Origin of the sequence: Halobacillus sp. ACCC02827, assembly GCF_030291935.1 — a bacterium.
Classification (GTDB): domain Bacteria; phylum Bacillota; class Bacilli; order Bacillales; family Halobacillaceae; genus Halobacillus.
Genome location: NZ_CP128168.1, coordinates 957,419 through 974,557, shown reverse-complemented (window position 1 = coordinate 974,557; position 17,139 = coordinate 957,419). Strand labels below are relative to the sequence as shown.

Below are 17,139 nucleotides of genomic sequence, written 5' to 3'. Positions count from 1 at the left end.
AAAGGGGGATTAACGGTTATTTTACAAATATCGGAAGACTCAGCAACAGGAGTGAATCATTGGAAAGTGAATATATCTGACAATCGTGCCTGCACAAATGTCTCCTTCACAGAATTACGGACACCTCTGATGATCAAGTGCCCACCCTTCTCCTGCAAACGTTTATACCCCGTTACCAGAATACCAAGGCCGGCACTGTCCACCACCAGCGTATCTGACATATCTACCGTAAGATAGGTTTCTCCTTTTTCTATCCTATCCAGCATAGCACTGCGAAAGTCAACGATATCTCGAATATCGTCCTTAACAGGGAAACGGATGGCAGCTCCTCGATTAAGAGGCTTGATTGTTCCGTTCATTTAGACGTCCCCTTTCTGTTTCAAATAATGGTGAAACAGTTGCTTCCGTGTGTTTGGACGTTTCAAAAACTCTCAATTCATCCGTCAATTCTGTTGCCATCCGGCTCATATGGTCGGATGTTCCGACGATATTGGCGATGGAAGTATTAATTTCCTTCGTACGAAGGTCCATTTCCCTGGAGGAGATGGCAGTTTCGTCGAGAAAATGACCAAGGCTTTTGATTAAGGAGAGAATATCGGCACTCGTTGCCACTTTTTCTCCTGTCACTATTTTAATCTCTTTCAACTCTGCTTCCGACTGCTTGAAGGATTCTTCGATCTGCCGGAGGGAGTCGTCCGCTTGTCCAGCAAATTTCACTCCGTCTTCAATGAGCGCTACGCTTCGCTCCATTTCTTTCGATGCATCGGCGGTCGTATCGGTCACCTGTTTAACAACATCAGCGATTTCTGCAGCTTCCTTCGTGGACTCTTCCGCAAGCTTCCTCACTTCATCGGCAACAACAGCAAATCCTCTACCGGAGTCTCCAGCCCTTGCCGCTTCAATCGCCGCATTCAATGCAAGCAGATTCGTCTGCTCAGCAATGTTTGAAATCGTATCTACCATTCGGTTAATCTTGCTGGAGAAATGATGAAGGTTCTCAATCTCTACTTTCGTTCTGGCATTTTGATTCTTGATCCCATGCATCGTCTCAAGGACAGTTTGTACGGCGCTCTTCCCCTCCTCCGCAGCTTCCACAGTAGCTTCTGACGATTCTCTTGCCAACTCTGCCCTTTGTTTTGCAATTTGGATCAGGGAGGAAAGCTCCAAAAGACTACGCGATACCTCTCTTACTGTCACCTCCCCCTTTTCCGCTAGTTTTTGCAGCATATCCCCCTGTACCATCACCCGCTTGGACTGTTCCTCTACTTCATCTGCGGATGCTGCATTCTCTTCTGATGTCGCTGCTACCGATTCACTGGACTCTTTAAACGTCTGCACGACATTACGAAGCGTAGCGTTTAATCGATTAAAGGTCGCAGCCAGCCTGCCAAACTCATCCTTCGTCCTTATATCCATATCCTTTGATAAATCGATGGTCGACCCGTTCATGGATTTCATATGGGCCTCCAGTTCCTTCATCGGCTTCGAGATAACCTTCCGTATGCCGTAATACACAAAAGCCACCATAATAAACAGGTTGATGAGAATAGTAAAATAGGTTTGAATAAATGCGACGGCCGTTGGACCGAGAGCTTCTGCAAGCTCTGACTGCAGCAGAAAACGCTGGACATACGAAATCGGCGTCCCCATAAGCAGACTGAAGACGGTTGCTGCAACGACAACCAGCATAAGCTTCTTCGCTATACTCCATTGGGTGAATGCCGAACTACTTTTCTCATTCATATGATCAACTCCTCCTAAGACTTATGACTCATTTCCATTATAATAATAAACAAATACCCTATCTTCCTGCAGACAAACCACTTTTATCTAAAAATTCATAAAATTAAAAAAATAACCCTTCACACCTTTTGGTGCAAAGGGTTATCGGTTATGATTAAACGATAACTTATGATTCATGGATATAGTTTGGTTCTGGATAAGAGGTATCCCTCTATAATTTATCTTCTCTGTTGTTCCTTAATTCTTGTCATCACTTTTTCTTTTGCTTCCTCACTTTGATAACTCTCCATAGCTGAGCGGATCGCTCGTTCTTCCTTCATCAATTTCTGCAGTTCTGCAAGAAAACGCTCGCTCGTCAATTCTTCCTCTTCCAGTTTTAACGCATAGCCCTGTTTTACGAAGGAGTCGGCATTTAAAATTTGGTCCCCTCTGCTCGCTGCTCTGGATAACGGAATGAGGAGCATCGGTTTCTTTAAAGCCAGAAACTCGAAGATGGCATTGGAACCTGCGCGGGAAACGACATAATCCGAAGCGGCGAATAGGTGCTTCAATTCATCTTGCACATACTCGAACTGGGCATATCCCTGTCTATGGATAGTGGAATCTTCGTTTCCTTTTCCACAGATATGGATGATTTGTACGTCCTTCAGCAAGTCGTCTAAGTTTTCACGGATGGCATCATTGATCCGCTTCGATCCCATACTGCCTCCCATGACCATAACGACCGGCTTCTGTTTATGGAATCCACACATCGATAACCCCTTCAAACGGTCACCGGTGAACAATTCTTCACGCACGACGGCTCCAATGAACTCGCCTTTCCCTTCCGGCAGATGCTGCATCGTTTCCGGAAAAGTCGCAAGGATTTTCTTCGCAAACGGGAACGACAGCTTGTTGGCAAGTCCTGGAGTATAGTCCGATTCGTGAATAACCGTCGGGACATTTTTAATTTTTCCCGCCATGACAACGGGAACAGAAACGAATCCACCTTTGGAAAAGATGACATCCGGCTTCCGCTTCGAAAGAATCCGGAGGGACTGCATCAATCCTTTCAATACTTTAAACGGATCCTTAAAATTTTCCTTCGACATATACCTGCGCAGTTTACCGGTGGATATTCCATGATACGTTACGCCCTCCAACGGCTCGATCAGCTGACGCTCAATTCCTTCATAAGATCCAATATAGTCTACATCATATCCTTGTTTTTGGAATTCCGGAATGAGGGCCAGGTTCACAATCACGTGCCCTGCTGTTCCACCACCGGTAAATAAAATCCTTTTATTACGGTTCATATTTCGTTCAACGTCCTTTCTGAGGTACTCAAAAGGTAGGCTGTTCAGCCCCGATATGCTATAATCCTCATGTTTCCTCTAAAAGAATTGTAACAGAAAAGAAGGGGTCCTATGTATGAAACAAAGACTTTAAAAGAAAAAATGAAATTGTTCTTCACGATTCTGGTACCCATCCTGATCACTCAAATCGGTTTGTATGCCATGAACTTCTTCGACACGATCATGGCAGGGAAAGCAGGTCCTGACCAACTGGCCGGAGTTGCGATCGGGTCAAGCATATGGGTGCCTGTCTTCACTGGTTTGAACGGAATTCTGATGGCTGTGTCCCCCATCGTTGCCCAGTTGAAAGGCGCTGGAAAATCAGGGGAAATCACCCATTCTGTCAAGCAAGGGATTTACCTTGCCATCGCCCTTGCCGTCACGGTTGCCTGTGTCGGATTCTTCCTGCTCGATCCTGTTCTTTCTCTCATGGATATCGAGCCAGAAGTGAATCGTGTCGCTAAATATTATTTGATTGCTCTCAGTGCCGGCATCATTCCTTTATTCATTTTTAACTTATTGCGTTCCTTTGTAGACGCGCTCGGAATGACGAAGATATCCATGCTGGTCATTCTGTTGACGCTTCCGACAAATGTCTTCTTCAATTACCTCTTCATTTTCGGTAAGTTCGGTGCTCCGGAGCTCGGCGGTGTCGGGGCAGGAGTAGCAAGTGCCATAACATACTGGGTCTCTCTCGGTGTAATCGTTATGCTTATACATAAGCTGCCGTCTATAAAAAAGTACGGGATATTCAGAAATCCTGTCCTCCCGGTTATGAAAGAATGGGCTGCTCAACTGAAAATCGGCATTCCCATCGGTTTTTCCATCTTTTTTGAAACGAGCATTTTCGCAGCTGTCACCCTGTTTATGACGGCCTATGATACGAACACAATTGCGGCGCACCAGGCAGCGATCAACTTTGCTTCCTTCCTTTACATGATTCCATTGAGCATCGCCTTTACCTTGACGATTGCGGTGGGATTTGAAATAGGAGGAGGGCGGCACCAGGCGGCACGCGCGTATTCCTATCTGGGTATTACGTTTGCCGTTATGATGAGTATCGTCGCTGGTGTCATCTTGTTCACTTTTGATGATACGGTGGCTCGTCTATACAGCTCTGATGAGAAAGTGATCGAACTGACCAAGAATTTCATCTTCTTTGCTATTTTCTTTCAGTTATCCGATGGTTTCGGTGCACCTCTTCAAGGTATCCTGCGCGGGTACAAAGACGTGAACATAACGCTCATCATGGCATTCATCTCTTACTGGGGCATTGGTCTCCCGAGCGGTTATCTACTGGCGAACTACACAAGCTTCGGTCCCTACGGATATTGGATCAGCCTGACCCTTGGGTTGACAGCCGGTGCTGTTACCCTGCTTCTGCGCATGCTGCATATACAGCGCAGAGAAAGAAAAACCGCTCTTTCTACATAAGAAAGACAAAAAAAGCCGGCTCAGGATATGATCCTCAGTCGGCTTTTTTCTATTAAATGAACAATCCGGCAATCGTCGCAGACAACATAGAAGCAAGTGTGGCACCGATCAACAGTTTCATACCGAAACCGGAAACGCGCGCACCCTTCTCTGCATCAATTCCCTGTACCGTACCTGCAATGATACCGATAGAGGAGAAGTTGGCAAAGCTTGTCAAGAACACAGTGACGATACCAATCGTCTTCTCAGACACAGCGTCAAGCATACCTTGGAATTGAAGCATAGCGACAAATTCGTTCGTCACGATCTTCGTCCCCATGATCGCTCCTGCATCGACTACTTCACTCATCGGTATACCCATAAGGATACCCAGCGGCGAAATGATGTATCCAAGCAGTTCCTGAAGGGTAAATCCATTGAAGACAGCTCCAAATACCGCGTTCACAAGCTCCAGGGAAGCGATGAAGGCGATCAGCATAGCTGCAACAATCAAGGCAATCTTACCACCATCAAGGGCACCGTTACCCATCGCTTCGAAGAAGCTCTTGGCATTTGATACGTCTTTCACGTCTACCTTGTCCTCTTCTTTAGGAACCTTGACCGGTGCAATCATCGAGGAGACGATCAATGCACTGAACATGTTAAGCGGCAGTGCCACAAGGATATATTGTGGAGGAAGCATCCCGAGATATGCTCCGACGATGGATGCGGAAACAGATCCCATCGCTGATGCACTGACAATGTACAGCCGGTTATCATTCAAATTATGGAACTGAGACTTGATGGCAATCAACGCTTCCGATTGGCCGAAGAAGATACTGTTGACAGCGTTAAATGATTCTACTTTCGGAAGACCTGTAATTTTGGAAAGACCCCAACCGAGATACTTAATGATGAATGGCAAAATCTTCAAATATGTCAGCACAGACAAAATAGTAGCGAAGAATATGATGATCAACAGGACATTGAAGAAAAACACGCCGCCCTCTCCGATTTCAAAACCGCCGAGGACGAAAGCGACCCCTTCGGATCCGTAACCGATCAGCTTGTTGAAGCCGGTAGAGATCCCGTCAATGATGATTCTCCCGATTTCCGTATTAAACATAAACCACGTGATGATCAACTGAACGGCGATCATAATCACGATGCCCTTATAATTAATGTTCTTACGATCATTGGACATTAAAAAAGCGATCCCGAGAATGACCGCAACAGCAAGAATACCTAAAAGAATATCCACAATAAATCCTCCCCTGATGTTGTTGTTTTGACCCTTATGAAAATGCTTACACAAAGTAATTCTATTATGGATTTTATCAGGTTGTCAGACGTCATGCAAGGCTTATTCGCAAGAAAAAAATATGGAAACGCTGACAAGTGTCTAGTCACATCTTAATATGTCTAAATTCGCAGATGTCATTCTTACATTTGTATAATAAAGGAATAAAGTCCTCCCATTTTCTACAAAATAAAATACCCCCGCCGATGGTCAGTCGACGGGGGCTATACCTTAGGGGAGGTATAGTGATGTATGAATGAATGGCAGGGGTCCGTCATTTGGCACTGGATGAGAGCCCCTCCCGGTCCATTTCTTCCTTTGTGCTTCTCTATACAGACGAGCGAGCTTGAACAAAGGTTTCACTTTTTGCATATTTCTAATTGATGATCCCGTGTTGGACAACCTTCACCTTGATATGGGGTTCGATGGATATCTTAGGATACTCTTCTTCCCAATTCAGCTTCTTCCACTCTTTGTTGTGATAAGCTCTTAACCGTCTTCCAATACCCAGGACGTCGCTGTTAGCCTCTTGAATGGTGGAAAAAATGCCTTTCGACTTCTCAGTCAACACTTTTTCAAGCTCTTTCTCAACCTTTCCGATTTTTCCTTTGATATAAAGGTGATCAGAAGGGTATTCCACGATCTTTACCGATAAATTCAAATTCACCTTGACCTTCACCTCTCCGTCCACTACATCTATTTTCATCTTCCGGTCATTCTTCAAGACGTGAACGGTGACATAATTAAGCAGGTCATCATCTTCCCCGTCGGTTATTTTTTCTGTAAGCCTGGCCACATTTCCCATTTTTCCTTCGAGAAGCATGTAAAGAACCGTCAAAGAAGAGTCGATTTTCTTCCCTGTGTAACGCTTTCCATGAAAGAGTCCCATTCCGGTAATGATCAACAGCTGCCTGTTTTCATCCACGGACATCGTCGGCACTGAGAAGTCGACGCCCGGTTCCAGAATTTCAGCGTTCAGCATCTGTAGATTTTCACCGGTCGTATGGGTGGCGGCAACCCCTGCTTCAATAATCCCGCTTAAATAATTGCTGATCCTCATTTCATTTTCATTCTTCACATTCAGAATTTCTTCCGCGGTCGTACCATCAGCTATGATTAAAGCGGCATTCAAATTACTGTTCGGATTACGATAAAGCTCGTCTAAAGCGGGATACATATTTTCCTTCGCCAGTTCTTCTCCGAGCACAATCACCCGCAGCTTGGAGGGATCGAACGATTCCGAAATCATCTGGTCGATTTTATCCCGACCATCCCTAGGTGTATGAGCATCAGTGGAAATGATTTGCACCTTTTCTGCTCCTGGCCCTTCCAACCCTCTCTCTACAGTAGGAATGGAAACGGTCTGGCGGATTTCCTGCTCTTCCCCTTTATCCAAACCCATGGAAAGGACCAGCTTCATATTTTTAAACTGACGTTCATCCCAACAGCCCGTCAGCAGCAGCAGACACGCGAGTGCTATGATACATCGTTTCATGGATTCAGCCCTTTCCTTTCTTCCGTTTTTTCGCAAGATAACTGAATGGGAGCATAATAAATGGAAGCATAAGAGAGAAGAAATATCCGGCATAGACCACCCACTTATTAAAGGTTTCTACTTTAGTGATGTCAAACCCCATATACATCGTAATGACAAAAATGACGATACTGATCGATACAATATGCCGGACATTTCCTTTCTTCATGAACGTATGCTTCAGTCCAAGGCTTCCCATATAAATATAGGTGGCAAAGGATGTAGCTACACTGATGATCCAAATGGATATGAAGAATAGGTCAATCCTTGCGATGATTGGCAGTTCAAAAGATTTCAACATATATAAGAGCGGTTCCGGAATGGTCGTCAATTCCATTGAGCTGAAGAAAGTAAAGCTTGCGAAAACGGTAAACAGGTAAAACCCGGTGACAAACCAGTGCGCCTTCACCATCGTCTTCAGTCGCTGCTTCGGTGTTCCTTCCACCTTCGGAAATATAACAAGGGAAACGATAAATCCAAAAAAGGAAAGGACGGCTTTATCCACCCCTTTGAGAACCCTTCCGACACCTTCTTCAAAAACGGGGAGAATATACATGAGATTCATTTCTTTCATGGAATAAATAACAAGCGCAATCAAAATGATAAGCAGGAAGGACAGCATCGTATAAAGTCTGGCAACAACAAGCAGCCCACCCGCTACCAAATAGCCGCAAATAAGGATCATCAACAATGACAGCACCCATAGCGGGGTGTTGGGAAGGACCCACACACTGATCATCCGCCCATACAAGAGAATGATCAACGTTCCGACAGCAAGGAAATAGAGTACATAGAGAAAGCTGAGCCCTTTACCGATCCATTTGGAGAAGATAAGTTCGTTGATTTGAAACAAGTTGTCCTCCGGATGGTTTCTTGCTGTCAGCCAGATGACAAATACCACGATTTGTATAAGAATCGCGGCAATAATCAAGGAAATCCACCCGTCCTGTTTGGCCGCATTATGAAGCTCATGGGGAACAGACAGCACACCGACCCCGATTTGGGTTTGAATGATCATGAAAAAGAACTGTCGCTGCGACAGTTTCTGCTCCGGTTTAGGATTCGCCTGACTCTGAGGTATCGTTTGCTCTTGCTTGCTCTTCTTTTTCGTGCTCAATTTGCTTCCACTCCCTAGACGATTTAAAGGCGACAGGATCAATCGAGTGAGCGTCTTTCGGTCTTCGTTTCATCATCGGCAAAGGTACGCGTACGAACGTATCTTTGAGGTCTACGATACTTAAAGGGGCCAGCGGCGCAAAGTAAGGTACGCCGAAGGAGTGAAGTCTCGTCAGATGGACGAGGATGAACAGCATTCCGAAGACGATGCCGATAAATCCGAGTGTTCCTGCAAGCAGGATCAACGGAAACGTCAACAGGCGCAGCGTCGTACTGAGTTCATTTGACGGGACGACGAAGGATGCGATGGCCGTCAACGCAACGACGATGACCATCAGATTGGAAACAAGGCCGGCCCGGACGACCGCGTCTCCAATGACGAGACCGCCGACGATGCCGATCGTCTGTCCGATCGGCTGCGGCAGCCTGATCCCCGCTTCCCGTATCAGCTCGATGATGATGACCATCACCAATGCTTCCATAATCGGCGGATAGGCTATTTCATTGATCGATGACTTGACGGGGATGATGAGCTCATCCGGAATCACTTCAAAATGAAAACTGACGACAGCGATATAAAAAGCAGGCAGCGTCACAGCTATGACAAAACTGAATAAACGGATCAAGCGAATAAATGTGCCCGTAAACCACCGCATGTTGTAGTCATCCGGCGATTGATAAAACATGAAGAAGGTAGAAGGTGCAATCAAGGCCGTAGGACTTCCCTCAGCCATGATGACGACCCTCCCTTCCATCAAATTGGCCACTACCCGATCAGGACGTTCGGTATTAAGCATTTGCGGGAATGGAGAAACGGTCTGGTCTTCAATGAATTCCTCCACATACCCCGGACTGTGCACCATGTCTGTGTGGATGGTTTTCATCCGTTTTTCGATTTCTTCTACAATCGTGGGATCCGTGATCCCATCCATATATAAAAGACCGACATTGGTGTTGGTTTTCTTTCCGAGCTTGTAGTATTTAACCGTCAAATCCCTATGCTCGATCCTCTTCCTGACAAGGTTAATATTGATCATCATGTTCTCGACGAAGCCATCGTGCGATCCGCGTACTACTTTCTCATTGGCCGGCTCTTCAGGACTTCTATTGAAGGATGAGGTTACGTTAAACATCGAAATACGGCGGCTGCCATCTTCCAAATAAATGGCATGTCCCCTAAGCAGCGTAACGATCGCTTCTTCAAGGTTATTGGTATGTTTACAATCCGGAATTTCTGCTATGCTGTCGACATTACCAAGTTGAACCGGCTCGAAGATCTTCTCATGAATCTTTTCCTGCTCACTCATGGATTCGAAGTACATTAAAGCCGCATTTCCCTTATGCATCACCCGTATTTTCAGGTCATTCGTTTCGTGGAAGGCATTCAAAATGTACTCCACATTTTCAGCGAGCTTCATTGTACTGAGCTGGACCGGCTCATCGGCTTGATCAGCAATTTTCCTATCTGAAATTTTCGTATGATCTCCGAAAAATAATCGTTTTAAAAATCCCATATGCATCACCTGCACTTAGATTGCCACCGCCATGGTAAAACTATACTGTCCTACGGGAAAATAGCAGGTATAAAAAAAAAGCAACCACAGAAGTGGTTGCTTTAGAATCAATGACCCGGGAAGAAGGCCAGTTGAAGGATGAAAATAATGGCGAACATATAAAGAATCCAGTGTACTTCTTTTCCTTTTCCGACTACAAGCTTCAGGATCGGATACGTGATGAAACCGAAGGAAATTCCTGTCGCAATGCTGGATGTAAGAGGCATGGACAATATAATGATGAAAGCCGGGAAAGCATCATCGAATGAACCCCAATTGACCTTGGCAAGTCCTTCCATCATGAAGCACCCGACGATGATCAAGACCGGCGCCGTAATTGCCGGAAGCCCGGATACAGCTCCGACGATCGGAGAGAAGAACATCGACAATAGGAACAGAGCAGCCACGACAAGCGTCGTCAGCCCTGTACGACCACCTGCTGCGACTCCAGAAGAAGACTCTACATAAGCAGAAGACGGACTCGTCCCGAACATGGCACCCACCGTAGTTGCAGAAGCATCTGCCATCAATGCGGCACGGGCACGCGGCAGGCTGCCGTCCGGTTTAATGAATCCTGCCTGCTCGGCCACTCCGACCATCGTACCTGTCGTATCGAAGATTGTAACGAGCAGAAAAGCGAATACGACGGTGTATAAACCGTTGCTGAATACGGCCCCAATATCCATATCCCAAAAAACCGGAGCAGGCGGCGTATCCACAAATCCGTTGATTTCAAGCTGACCAGTGAAAAAGCCGACAAGACCTGTCAGGAACATTCCGATGAACAGACCTCCTGTCACATTTCGTGCGATGAGGATCAACGTGACAATCAGTCCGAAGACGGTAAGCAGCTGTCCCGGCGCCGTCAGGTCACCAAGAGTCACTAACGTGGATTCGCTCGGCTCGATGATCCCGCTCATGCGCAGCCCGAGAAACGCGATAAATAAGCCGATTCCTGATGTAATTCCATATTTCAAAGAAGGAGGAATCGCCTTAATCAATGTCTTGCGCAGACTCGTCATACTCAAGATAACGAAAAGAATACCGGAAACGAATACCGCACCGAACATAACGGAGTAGCTGACATCCTGCTGCACCACTTCCGTCACGAAGTATGCGTTCAATCCCATTCCGGGAGCTATGGCGATTGGATAATTGGCAGCAAAGGACATGATCAGCGTTCCGATCACAGCAGCAAGAATCGTAGCCATGAACACTTGCTGGAACGGCACATCCGCACCCGACAGGATGACGGGGTTGACTACTATAATATAGGCCATCGTCAAGAACGTCGTAATTCCCGCAAGAATTTCCGTTTTGACGTTGGTCTGGTTTTGATCTAATTTAAAAAAACGTTTCATAGTCATGAACACCTGACTTTCTTTTATGATGACAACGTTCCCTATCATATACTTTTCACGAACAAAAATCAACATTAAAATTGTTAATGTTCGTGTTTAGCTTACAAGCAGTAAAAAAACCGGCAGAGCCTTCCTCCTTCTACCGGTTTTCGTTATGATATCCAGGTTTGTACCATGTCAGGATCTCTTCTGCCGTGTCCTTATCCAAATGGAAGCAACGCGCTACTGCCGGCCCTTGTCCAGAAGGGAGTGTACACCTTACACTGCCGAGATCTGCATTCTTTTGAAAAATGGTTTGTGTTATACGGGCAGACTGTATCCGGTGTTTCTTCATCAGAAACGTATGCCTGCTCCATGACCGGCTGCGCAGAGTCAGCTGCTGATTATCGATCCGCCACCCGGCATCACGGAAAGCCAGGTCGCCCAGTACGAGAAACAGAGGAAAGGAAATCATAGATAACAGACCGTATGGAAAGAAGAAAATACTCACAGCAGCGGAGCCGATCAGCGGGAACAAGGTATAAGTAATCAGGTACCTTCTTCTCCCCCGTTTCGGCGCCTTATTGTACACATCGTTCCATTGATACTCCGGCAGCACACTTTTCAATACCGCGGGCATATCTTTCTTCTTAATCAAAGGAAACAGATTCCACTTATGTTCTGATCCTTTATCAACTGTCCCGCCTGCACTAATCAGTGTCACACTGACATAGCCGATGGGCTGTCTGAGCATATTCTCGTCCACCCGGATCCCCTGTATTCGATTGATTGGAACAGTAATCTGTTTCTTCTCGAGAAGCCCTCTCGTTATGATGACATCCTCCCCCTCCAAAGAAACGGAAAAGCCGGCATAACGGATGAATGCAAGGAGAATGGAAAAGCCATATGCAAACACGAAGACACCGAAAACAAGAAGGGCTGCAAGAAAGAATCCGAAGCGGATCCACTGGATGAGCTGATCATACATCCAGCCCATAGGAAGTATGTCTGTCGCTTGGGACAAAAATACGGCAACGCCGGAAAGTACCACACCCGCTCCCCCGGAGGTTACAGCCATCAGCATAATGTCCTTCGTGTCCATTCGGAACAGATAGTTCCTCTTCTCCTCGTGACCTTGGATTAGAAGCGACTCCGATTCTTCCTTATGCGCTTGTACCAATAACGCTTCCAGTTCAAGCGCTTCGGACAATCGAATGGCAGTTAATTCCGCTTCCGCATTCCCAACGCTGGAAGCCGCTGTCTCTATGGACAGCTTTACTAAGCCGAAAGGTCGATGAACGATTCCCTCGGAATGATCGAGACTTTGAATCCGCTCCAAAGGTATGTACCGTTTCTTCCGGAAAATTAACCCGTATTCGATTCTAAGCTCCCCTTCTTCCACTCGATACGTGAAGCGCCACCACCTTATAAGCCCGGAAACAAACACGAGCCCAAAAATGCCGCCCCCGATAAGCAGAGGCATCCATCCCATATTACCCTTAACAATATTTCCGCCATTCAAGAAAAGAATAACGATTAAAGGAAAAAACGCATTTTTCAACAGGCCCCCGACATGAAGGAGAGCGGATAAAGGATGAAGGCGTCTCTTTTTAAACATCATCTTCGGCCACCCTTGCCAGCGCAGAAATGGACAACCTCAGCCTTTCCGCTTCCTTTTGATCAAGCGCCGGAATTTTATGAACGGTGGCGGCTGTCGAAATCCGAATGGTGGAAACCCCGAACTTCCTCAATAACGGCCCCTGTTCTGTATCGACATGCTGCACACGTACCATAGGTATAAGCGTTCGAGTCACAATAAAAATACCATGTTGGATATCAATATCCTTTTCGCTGACATGGTATTTCCAGCGCCGCCAACGCCAAACAGGAATCAGCCAGATCATAAGCACTACGTGCAGGAGCAATGTTCCTGCACCCGTGAAGACGAGCCAGACCGGCCATTGCCAAAGATAAACAGCAGTCGAAAGTGCAATGCAGATCAGGAAAAGAAGAAAAGCCTGAATTCCTCCATGAATTCTCCAGATAAACAAAGCTTTTTCAGATATGACCCGCCGCAGTTGCTGCTCCATCTCTCCACCTCCTCAAACGGTTTAAAAAAACCGGACATTTCGTCCGGTTTTTTCCCCTTTACTTTCCTTTAGATAATTCTTTAGACTTCTCTGTACATGCGTACATCCCTTGGATGATCGCATTTCGAAGACCTGCTTCTTCTAATTTCGTTACTCCGGCTATGGTCGTCCCCCCGGGGGTACAGACAGCATCCTTCAGTTCACCAGGATGTTTACCAGTTTCCCGTACCATCCGGGCGGAGCCTTCCACCGTCTGGGTAACCATCTTATACGCTTTATCCCTTGGAAATCCTTGAGCGACAGCTGCATCAGCCATGGCTTCTATAAGCATATAAATAAAGGCCGGTGCCGACCCGCTTACGGACGGGACAGCGTCCATCAGCTTCTCGGGAACGATTTCGGCTTCTCCAAAGCTCTCAAACACTTCCATTACGTCCGCCAACTCTTCTTTTGAAACGAGTTCATTCGGACATAAGGCACTCATCCCGGCACCTACCAAGGAAGGCGTATTAGGCATCGAGCGTATCACTTTGACATCACGGCCGAACGCATCCCTCATCGCCTGCAGAGTGATACCGGCGGCAATGGTAACGACCACTGTATCCGCCGGTACATCGTCTTTTATTTCTTTTATCACATCTTCATACACATATGGCTTGATAGCAAGAAACAGCAGGTCACATTCTCTGGCCAGTTGTTTATTGTCATGATTGATCTGAATCCCGTACTCATCGGTTACGAAGTCAATCGTTTCATCCGACAGGGCCGTTGCGGCTATCTCCTCCGCCTGGACGAGACCCGCATCAATCATGCCCTGAATCATCGCACGCCCCATTTGTCCGCAACCAATGAACCCAATCCGCTTATTCACCGTACATTCCCCCTTCATCTTTCCTTATTGTATAGGAAGAAGGTCGACTGTACAATTCCTTTCGGGTTGTTGTAAGTTTCTAGTAAAAATTACATATTTTCTAGAAGAGAGGTTTACAAACTGTTCTGGATTACCTATAATAGAAACTGTATTCTTCATATCATAGTGAAACGCCCAAAATATCATAGCTGCTACGAAAAAAGCTGAGCTGCCCTAAGCTCAGCTTTTTTCGTGTAGACAAACGAAACCGGATGGCCTTGGGGCCATCCGGTTGAAAAGATTCATTTAACAACTTCTCCCTGCTCATTAAAAAAGTGCTTCATGGCATGGAACACATCCGCTTTCCTCCGAAGAATATAGTGCCTGAACTTCGGATGATCAATCGTTTTGTACGCCTGCATGAGACTCGAAGAGCGGTTATACTGATTTACTTCTCCATAACCGAACATCTGGGAAACTTCAATCAGCTGATCAATTAACCCGAGGCAGCGTTTGTTGTCTGATGTTAAATTATCGCCGTCCGAGAAGTGGAACGGATAGATATTATAGCGATCCGGTGAATATTTCGTCTCTATCAATTCCAACGCTTTGCGGTAGGCCGAAGAACAAATCGTTCCACCACTTTCGCCTTTCGAGAAGAAATCTTCCTCACTGACTACTTTCGCCTGTGTATGGTGCGCAACAAACTCTACTTCGACTGTCTCATAATTCTTCCCTAGAAAACGATTCATCCAGAAGAAGAAACTGCGCGCCATATATTTTTCCCACTGTCCCATCGAGCCGCTCGTATCCATCATGGCAAGAACGACAGCTTTTGATTCCGGCTTTGTTTTTTCATTCCACGTTTTAAAACGGATATCTTCCGGATAAATCGGTGCAAAAGCCGCATCCCCGCTCAATGCATTCCGCTTATACGCCTCCAACATTGTACGCTTCTTGTCAATGTTTCCTGTCAATCCGGTCTTCCGAATATCGCTGAACTCAATATCGGTCTGAATAATATTGTCTTTTTCTTTTTCATCAAGGTTGGGAAGCGTCAGCTCCTTGAACAAGGCTTCCTCCAACTCTGCAAGGGAAATTTCCGCTTCATAGTAGTCTTCTCCTGCCTGATCACCTGCTCCATCACCGTCTCCAGGCTTTCCTTTTGACTGAGGAGCCTGGGCCACTACATCTCCGACCTGGCTGTCCCCGTCTCCTTGTCCTGCATGCTTATTCTTCTCGTAGTTGTATCGAATCTTATATTCATCAAGGGAACGTATAGGAATCTTTACGACTCGTTTTCCATTCGACATCACAATATTCTCTTCTGTAATAAGATCAGGAAGCTGCTTGTTCATGGCGTCTTTTACTTTTTCCTGATGTCGCCGTTGATCGTCGTAGCCTTTCCGATGGAGGGACCAGTCGTCTTCGGCGATTACGAAACTTTTCTCTTCATCCATATTTTTTCCCTCCTAATCGAGTATTACTTTATCGTATGCAGGTCCACGTCAATGGATGAAACTTATTAAGAGAGGAATGGATAATTTCATATAAAAACCTGCCCTATCCCACCTAAACGCTATCCTCGAACAAACAGAAAAGCACAGTCCTATTAATAGGACTGTGCTTTTCATCAGCTTTGTTGAACAGGATATAGTTTTTTAGAAATTAATGTCTGAATGATCAGGAACAGTCCTCCGACTGCCCAATAAAGAGGCAGCGCGGATGGGGCATTAAAGGAAATGATCAGAATCATGATCGGAGACAGAAGACCAATCACTTTCATCTGCTTTTGCTGCTGTTCCGGTATTCCAATCAAGGTAACGCGGTATTGAATGAAATACAACAATCCAGCTATTAACGCCATCGCAATATCTGATTGACCGAGATCGAACCAGAGGAATGAATGGGTTGCAATCTCTTCAGAGCTTCGAATAGCATAGTACACACCCATAAATATAGGCATTTGAATGAGAATCGGCAGACAGCCCATGTTCATCGGATTGATGTCGTGTTTACGATACAGTTCCATCATTTCCGCCTGAGCCTTTTGCTTTTCTTCTGGTGTCTTCGCCTTCTTCATCTTATCCTGAACAAGGGTCATCTCCGGTTTGACGGTATTCATCTTCACACGCATCTGCTGACTGTTCTTGTAAGTTCTCAGCATGATCGGCATCAGAATGAAGCGGACACCGAGCGTAATGATAATGATAGCCAGTCCATAGTTATCATGAAACAATCCTGCAAGGAACTGAATCGCCTGAATGAACGGCTCTACGAAATAGGTGTGGAAGAAGCCTCCCCCTTGTTGATCAGATGGCGAACACCCGGCAAGCAGCAATGTCAATAAACCGAAAATGGATAATAAACGTTTCAATTATAATTCCTCCTCATTATTCGTGTATATCTGTTAACGAATAATGAGGGAATAGTCGCTTTCGTCCGAAGCCTCCTGCCTCCAAACCGTACGGCGGAGCCAATGGATTAACGGTTGTACGAACACTGCCCCCGTACTTTCACCGATCTGCCCCGTATCAGCTGTCATTAATTCAATGGATCGATCCTCTATCCACGATGAAGAGTCATTAATGAAGTGGGACCACAGCGATTGAAGCGCCATACCGGTAAGGGCGGTTACGTATATAGACAGGAACAGCAAATCATAAGATCCGTCCAGCCATTCCATTATTGGGAACATAAGCATCTCTTTTCTATGCGGTAGTAATAATGATACGAATCAAGCAGAAGAAACGTTTCATCATTTTCTCCTTCTATATTAACACAGATGACGGGAAAGACTAAACCGCCTTCTCTTCTGGTAAAGAAAAAGGCTGTGCCTCCCCCCTGTCCCAGGGAAGATGCACAG

At 45.9% G+C, this 17,139-nt stretch carries 15 protein-coding genes; 1 reads left to right on the top strand and 14 read right to left on the bottom strand.

The genetic code is table 11. The features are described 5' to 3' along the window. Positions 1 to 56: 56 nt before the first annotated feature. From QRD89_RS05020 to murG, 3 genes are all read right to left on the bottom strand, one after another. Positions 57 to 359: an STAS domain-containing protein gene (locus tag QRD89_RS05020; protein WP_008634600.1), complete on the bottom strand. Its 303-nt coding sequence runs from the start codon at positions 357 to 359 to the stop codon at positions 57 to 59. Further along, positions 334 to 1,743, bottom strand: a complete 1,410-nt coding sequence (locus QRD89_RS05015) for a methyl-accepting chemotaxis protein (protein WP_286096433.1) — start codon at positions 1,741 to 1,743, stop codon at positions 334 to 336. Before QRD89_RS05015 ends, QRD89_RS05020 begins: the two co-directional genes overlap by 26 nt. 218 nt (positions 1,744 to 1,961) lie before the next feature. Beyond that, a complete protein-coding gene (murG, locus tag QRD89_RS05010) occupies positions 1,962 to 3,038 on the bottom strand; it encodes an undecaprenyldiphospho-muramoylpentapeptide beta-N-acetylglucosaminyltransferase (protein WP_286096432.1) in 1,077 nt (358 codons plus the stop codon). A 111-nt stretch (positions 3,039 to 3,149) separates the two neighbouring features. On the opposite strand from murG, the gene QRD89_RS05005 reads away from it, so the two are divergent. Then, positions 3,150 to 4,511, top strand: coding sequence for an MATE family efflux transporter (locus tag QRD89_RS05005; protein ID WP_026578311.1), 1,362 nt, complete (start codon positions 3,150 to 3,152; stop codon positions 4,509 to 4,511). Between the two features lie 52 nt (positions 4,512 to 4,563). Here QRD89_RS05005 and QRD89_RS05000 read toward each other — a convergent pair whose 3' ends face one another. From QRD89_RS05000 to QRD89_RS04950, 11 genes are all read right to left on the bottom strand, one after another. Next, positions 4,564 to 5,751 carry a NupC/NupG family nucleoside CNT transporter gene (locus QRD89_RS05000; protein ID WP_062512784.1) on the bottom strand — a complete coding sequence of 396 codons (1,188 nt, stop codon included), beginning with the start codon at positions 5,749 to 5,751 and terminating at the stop codon, positions 4,564 to 4,566. A gap of 415 nt (positions 5,752 to 6,166) precedes the next feature. Further along, the gene (locus QRD89_RS04995) at positions 6,167 to 7,285 is read right to left on the bottom strand and encodes a Ger(x)C family spore germination protein (protein WP_286096431.1); all 1,119 of its coding nucleotides are present in this window, start codon (positions 7,283 to 7,285) and stop codon (positions 6,167 to 6,169) included. A gap of 4 nt (positions 7,286 to 7,289) precedes the next feature. Continuing rightward, a complete protein-coding gene (locus QRD89_RS04990) occupies positions 7,290 to 8,441 on the bottom strand; it encodes a GerAB/ArcD/ProY family transporter (RefSeq protein ID WP_286096430.1) in 1,152 nt (383 codons plus the stop codon). Then, positions 8,380 to 9,954 (bottom strand): spore germination protein, encoded by a 1,575-nt coding sequence (locus tag QRD89_RS04985; RefSeq protein ID WP_286096429.1) that lies wholly within the window; start codon positions 9,952 to 9,954, stop codon positions 8,380 to 8,382. Before QRD89_RS04985 ends, QRD89_RS04990 begins: the two co-directional genes overlap by 62 nt. 107 nt (positions 9,955 to 10,061) lie before the next feature. Beyond that, positions 10,062 to 11,354: an NCS2 family permease gene (locus QRD89_RS04980; protein ID WP_286096428.1), complete on the bottom strand. Its 1,293-nt coding sequence runs from the start codon at positions 11,352 to 11,354 to the stop codon at positions 10,062 to 10,064. 139 nt (positions 11,355 to 11,493) lie between these two features. Next, positions 11,494 to 12,954 carry a PH domain-containing protein gene (locus QRD89_RS04975; protein WP_026578307.1) on the bottom strand — a complete coding sequence of 487 codons (1,461 nt, stop codon included), beginning with the start codon at positions 12,952 to 12,954 and terminating at the stop codon, positions 11,494 to 11,496. Beyond that, positions 12,944 to 13,423, bottom strand: coding sequence for a PH domain-containing protein (locus QRD89_RS04970; RefSeq protein WP_008634584.1), 480 nt, complete (start codon positions 13,421 to 13,423; stop codon positions 12,944 to 12,946). The genes QRD89_RS04975 and QRD89_RS04970 overlap by 11 nt, the downstream gene beginning before the upstream one ends. A 58-nt stretch (positions 13,424 to 13,481) precedes the next feature. Then, the gene (proC, locus tag QRD89_RS04965; RefSeq protein WP_008634582.1) at positions 13,482 to 14,294 is read right to left on the bottom strand and encodes a pyrroline-5-carboxylate reductase; all 813 of its coding nucleotides are present in this window, start codon (positions 14,292 to 14,294) and stop codon (positions 13,482 to 13,484) included. A 281-nt stretch (positions 14,295 to 14,575) separates the two neighbouring features. Continuing rightward, positions 14,576 to 15,733, bottom strand: a complete 1,158-nt coding sequence (yhbH, locus tag QRD89_RS04960; protein ID WP_008634580.1) for a sporulation protein YhbH — start codon at positions 15,731 to 15,733, stop codon at positions 14,576 to 14,578. Between the two features lie 173 nt (positions 15,734 to 15,906). After that, positions 15,907 to 16,650 carry a membrane protein insertase YidC gene (gene yidC, locus QRD89_RS04955; RefSeq protein WP_026578305.1) on the bottom strand — a complete coding sequence of 248 codons (744 nt, stop codon included), beginning with the start codon at positions 16,648 to 16,650 and terminating at the stop codon, positions 15,907 to 15,909. 33 nt (positions 16,651 to 16,683) lie between these two features. Then, positions 16,684 to 16,971 (bottom strand): hypothetical protein, encoded by a 288-nt coding sequence (locus tag QRD89_RS04950; protein ID WP_008634576.1) that lies wholly within the window; start codon positions 16,969 to 16,971, stop codon positions 16,684 to 16,686. Positions 16,972 to 17,139: the final 168 nt, after the last annotated feature.

Coding starts and splice junctions, on each gene's coding strand:
- QRD89_RS05020 (WP_008634600.1), bottom strand. CDS start 359: ATGAACGGAACAATCAAGCCTCTTAATCGAGGAGCTGCCATCCGTTTC.
- QRD89_RS05015 (WP_286096433.1), bottom strand. CDS start 1,743: ATGAATGAGAAAAGTAGTTCGGCATTCACCCAATGGAGTATAGCGAAG.
- murG (WP_286096432.1), bottom strand. CDS start 3,038: ATGAACCGTAATAAAAGGATTTTATTTACCGGTGGTGGAACAGCAGGG.
- QRD89_RS05005 (WP_026578311.1), top strand. CDS start 3,150: ATGTATGAAACAAAGACTTTAAAAGAAAAAATGAAATTGTTCTTCACG.
- QRD89_RS04995 (WP_286096431.1), bottom strand. CDS start 7,285: ATGAAACGATGTATCATAGCACTCGCGTGTCTGCTGCTGCTGACGGGC.
- QRD89_RS04985 (WP_286096429.1), bottom strand. CDS start 9,954: ATGGGATTTTTAAAACGATTATTTTTCGGAGATCATACGAAAATTTCA.
- QRD89_RS04980 (WP_286096428.1), bottom strand. CDS start 11,354: ATGAAACGTTTTTTTAAATTAGATCAAAACCAGACCAACGTCAAAACG.
- QRD89_RS04975 (WP_026578307.1), bottom strand. CDS start 12,954: ATGATGTTTAAAAAGAGACGCCTTCATCCTTTATCCGCTCTCCTTCAT.
- QRD89_RS04970 (WP_008634584.1), bottom strand. CDS start 13,423: ATGGAGCAGCAACTGCGGCGGGTCATATCTGAAAAAGCTTTGTTTATC.
- yhbH (WP_008634580.1), bottom strand. CDS start 15,733: ATGGATGAAGAGAAAAGTTTCGTAATCGCCGAAGACGACTGGTCCCTC.
- QRD89_RS04950 (WP_008634576.1), bottom strand. CDS start 16,971: ATGTTCCCAATAATGGAATGGCTGGACGGATCTTATGATTTGCTGTTC.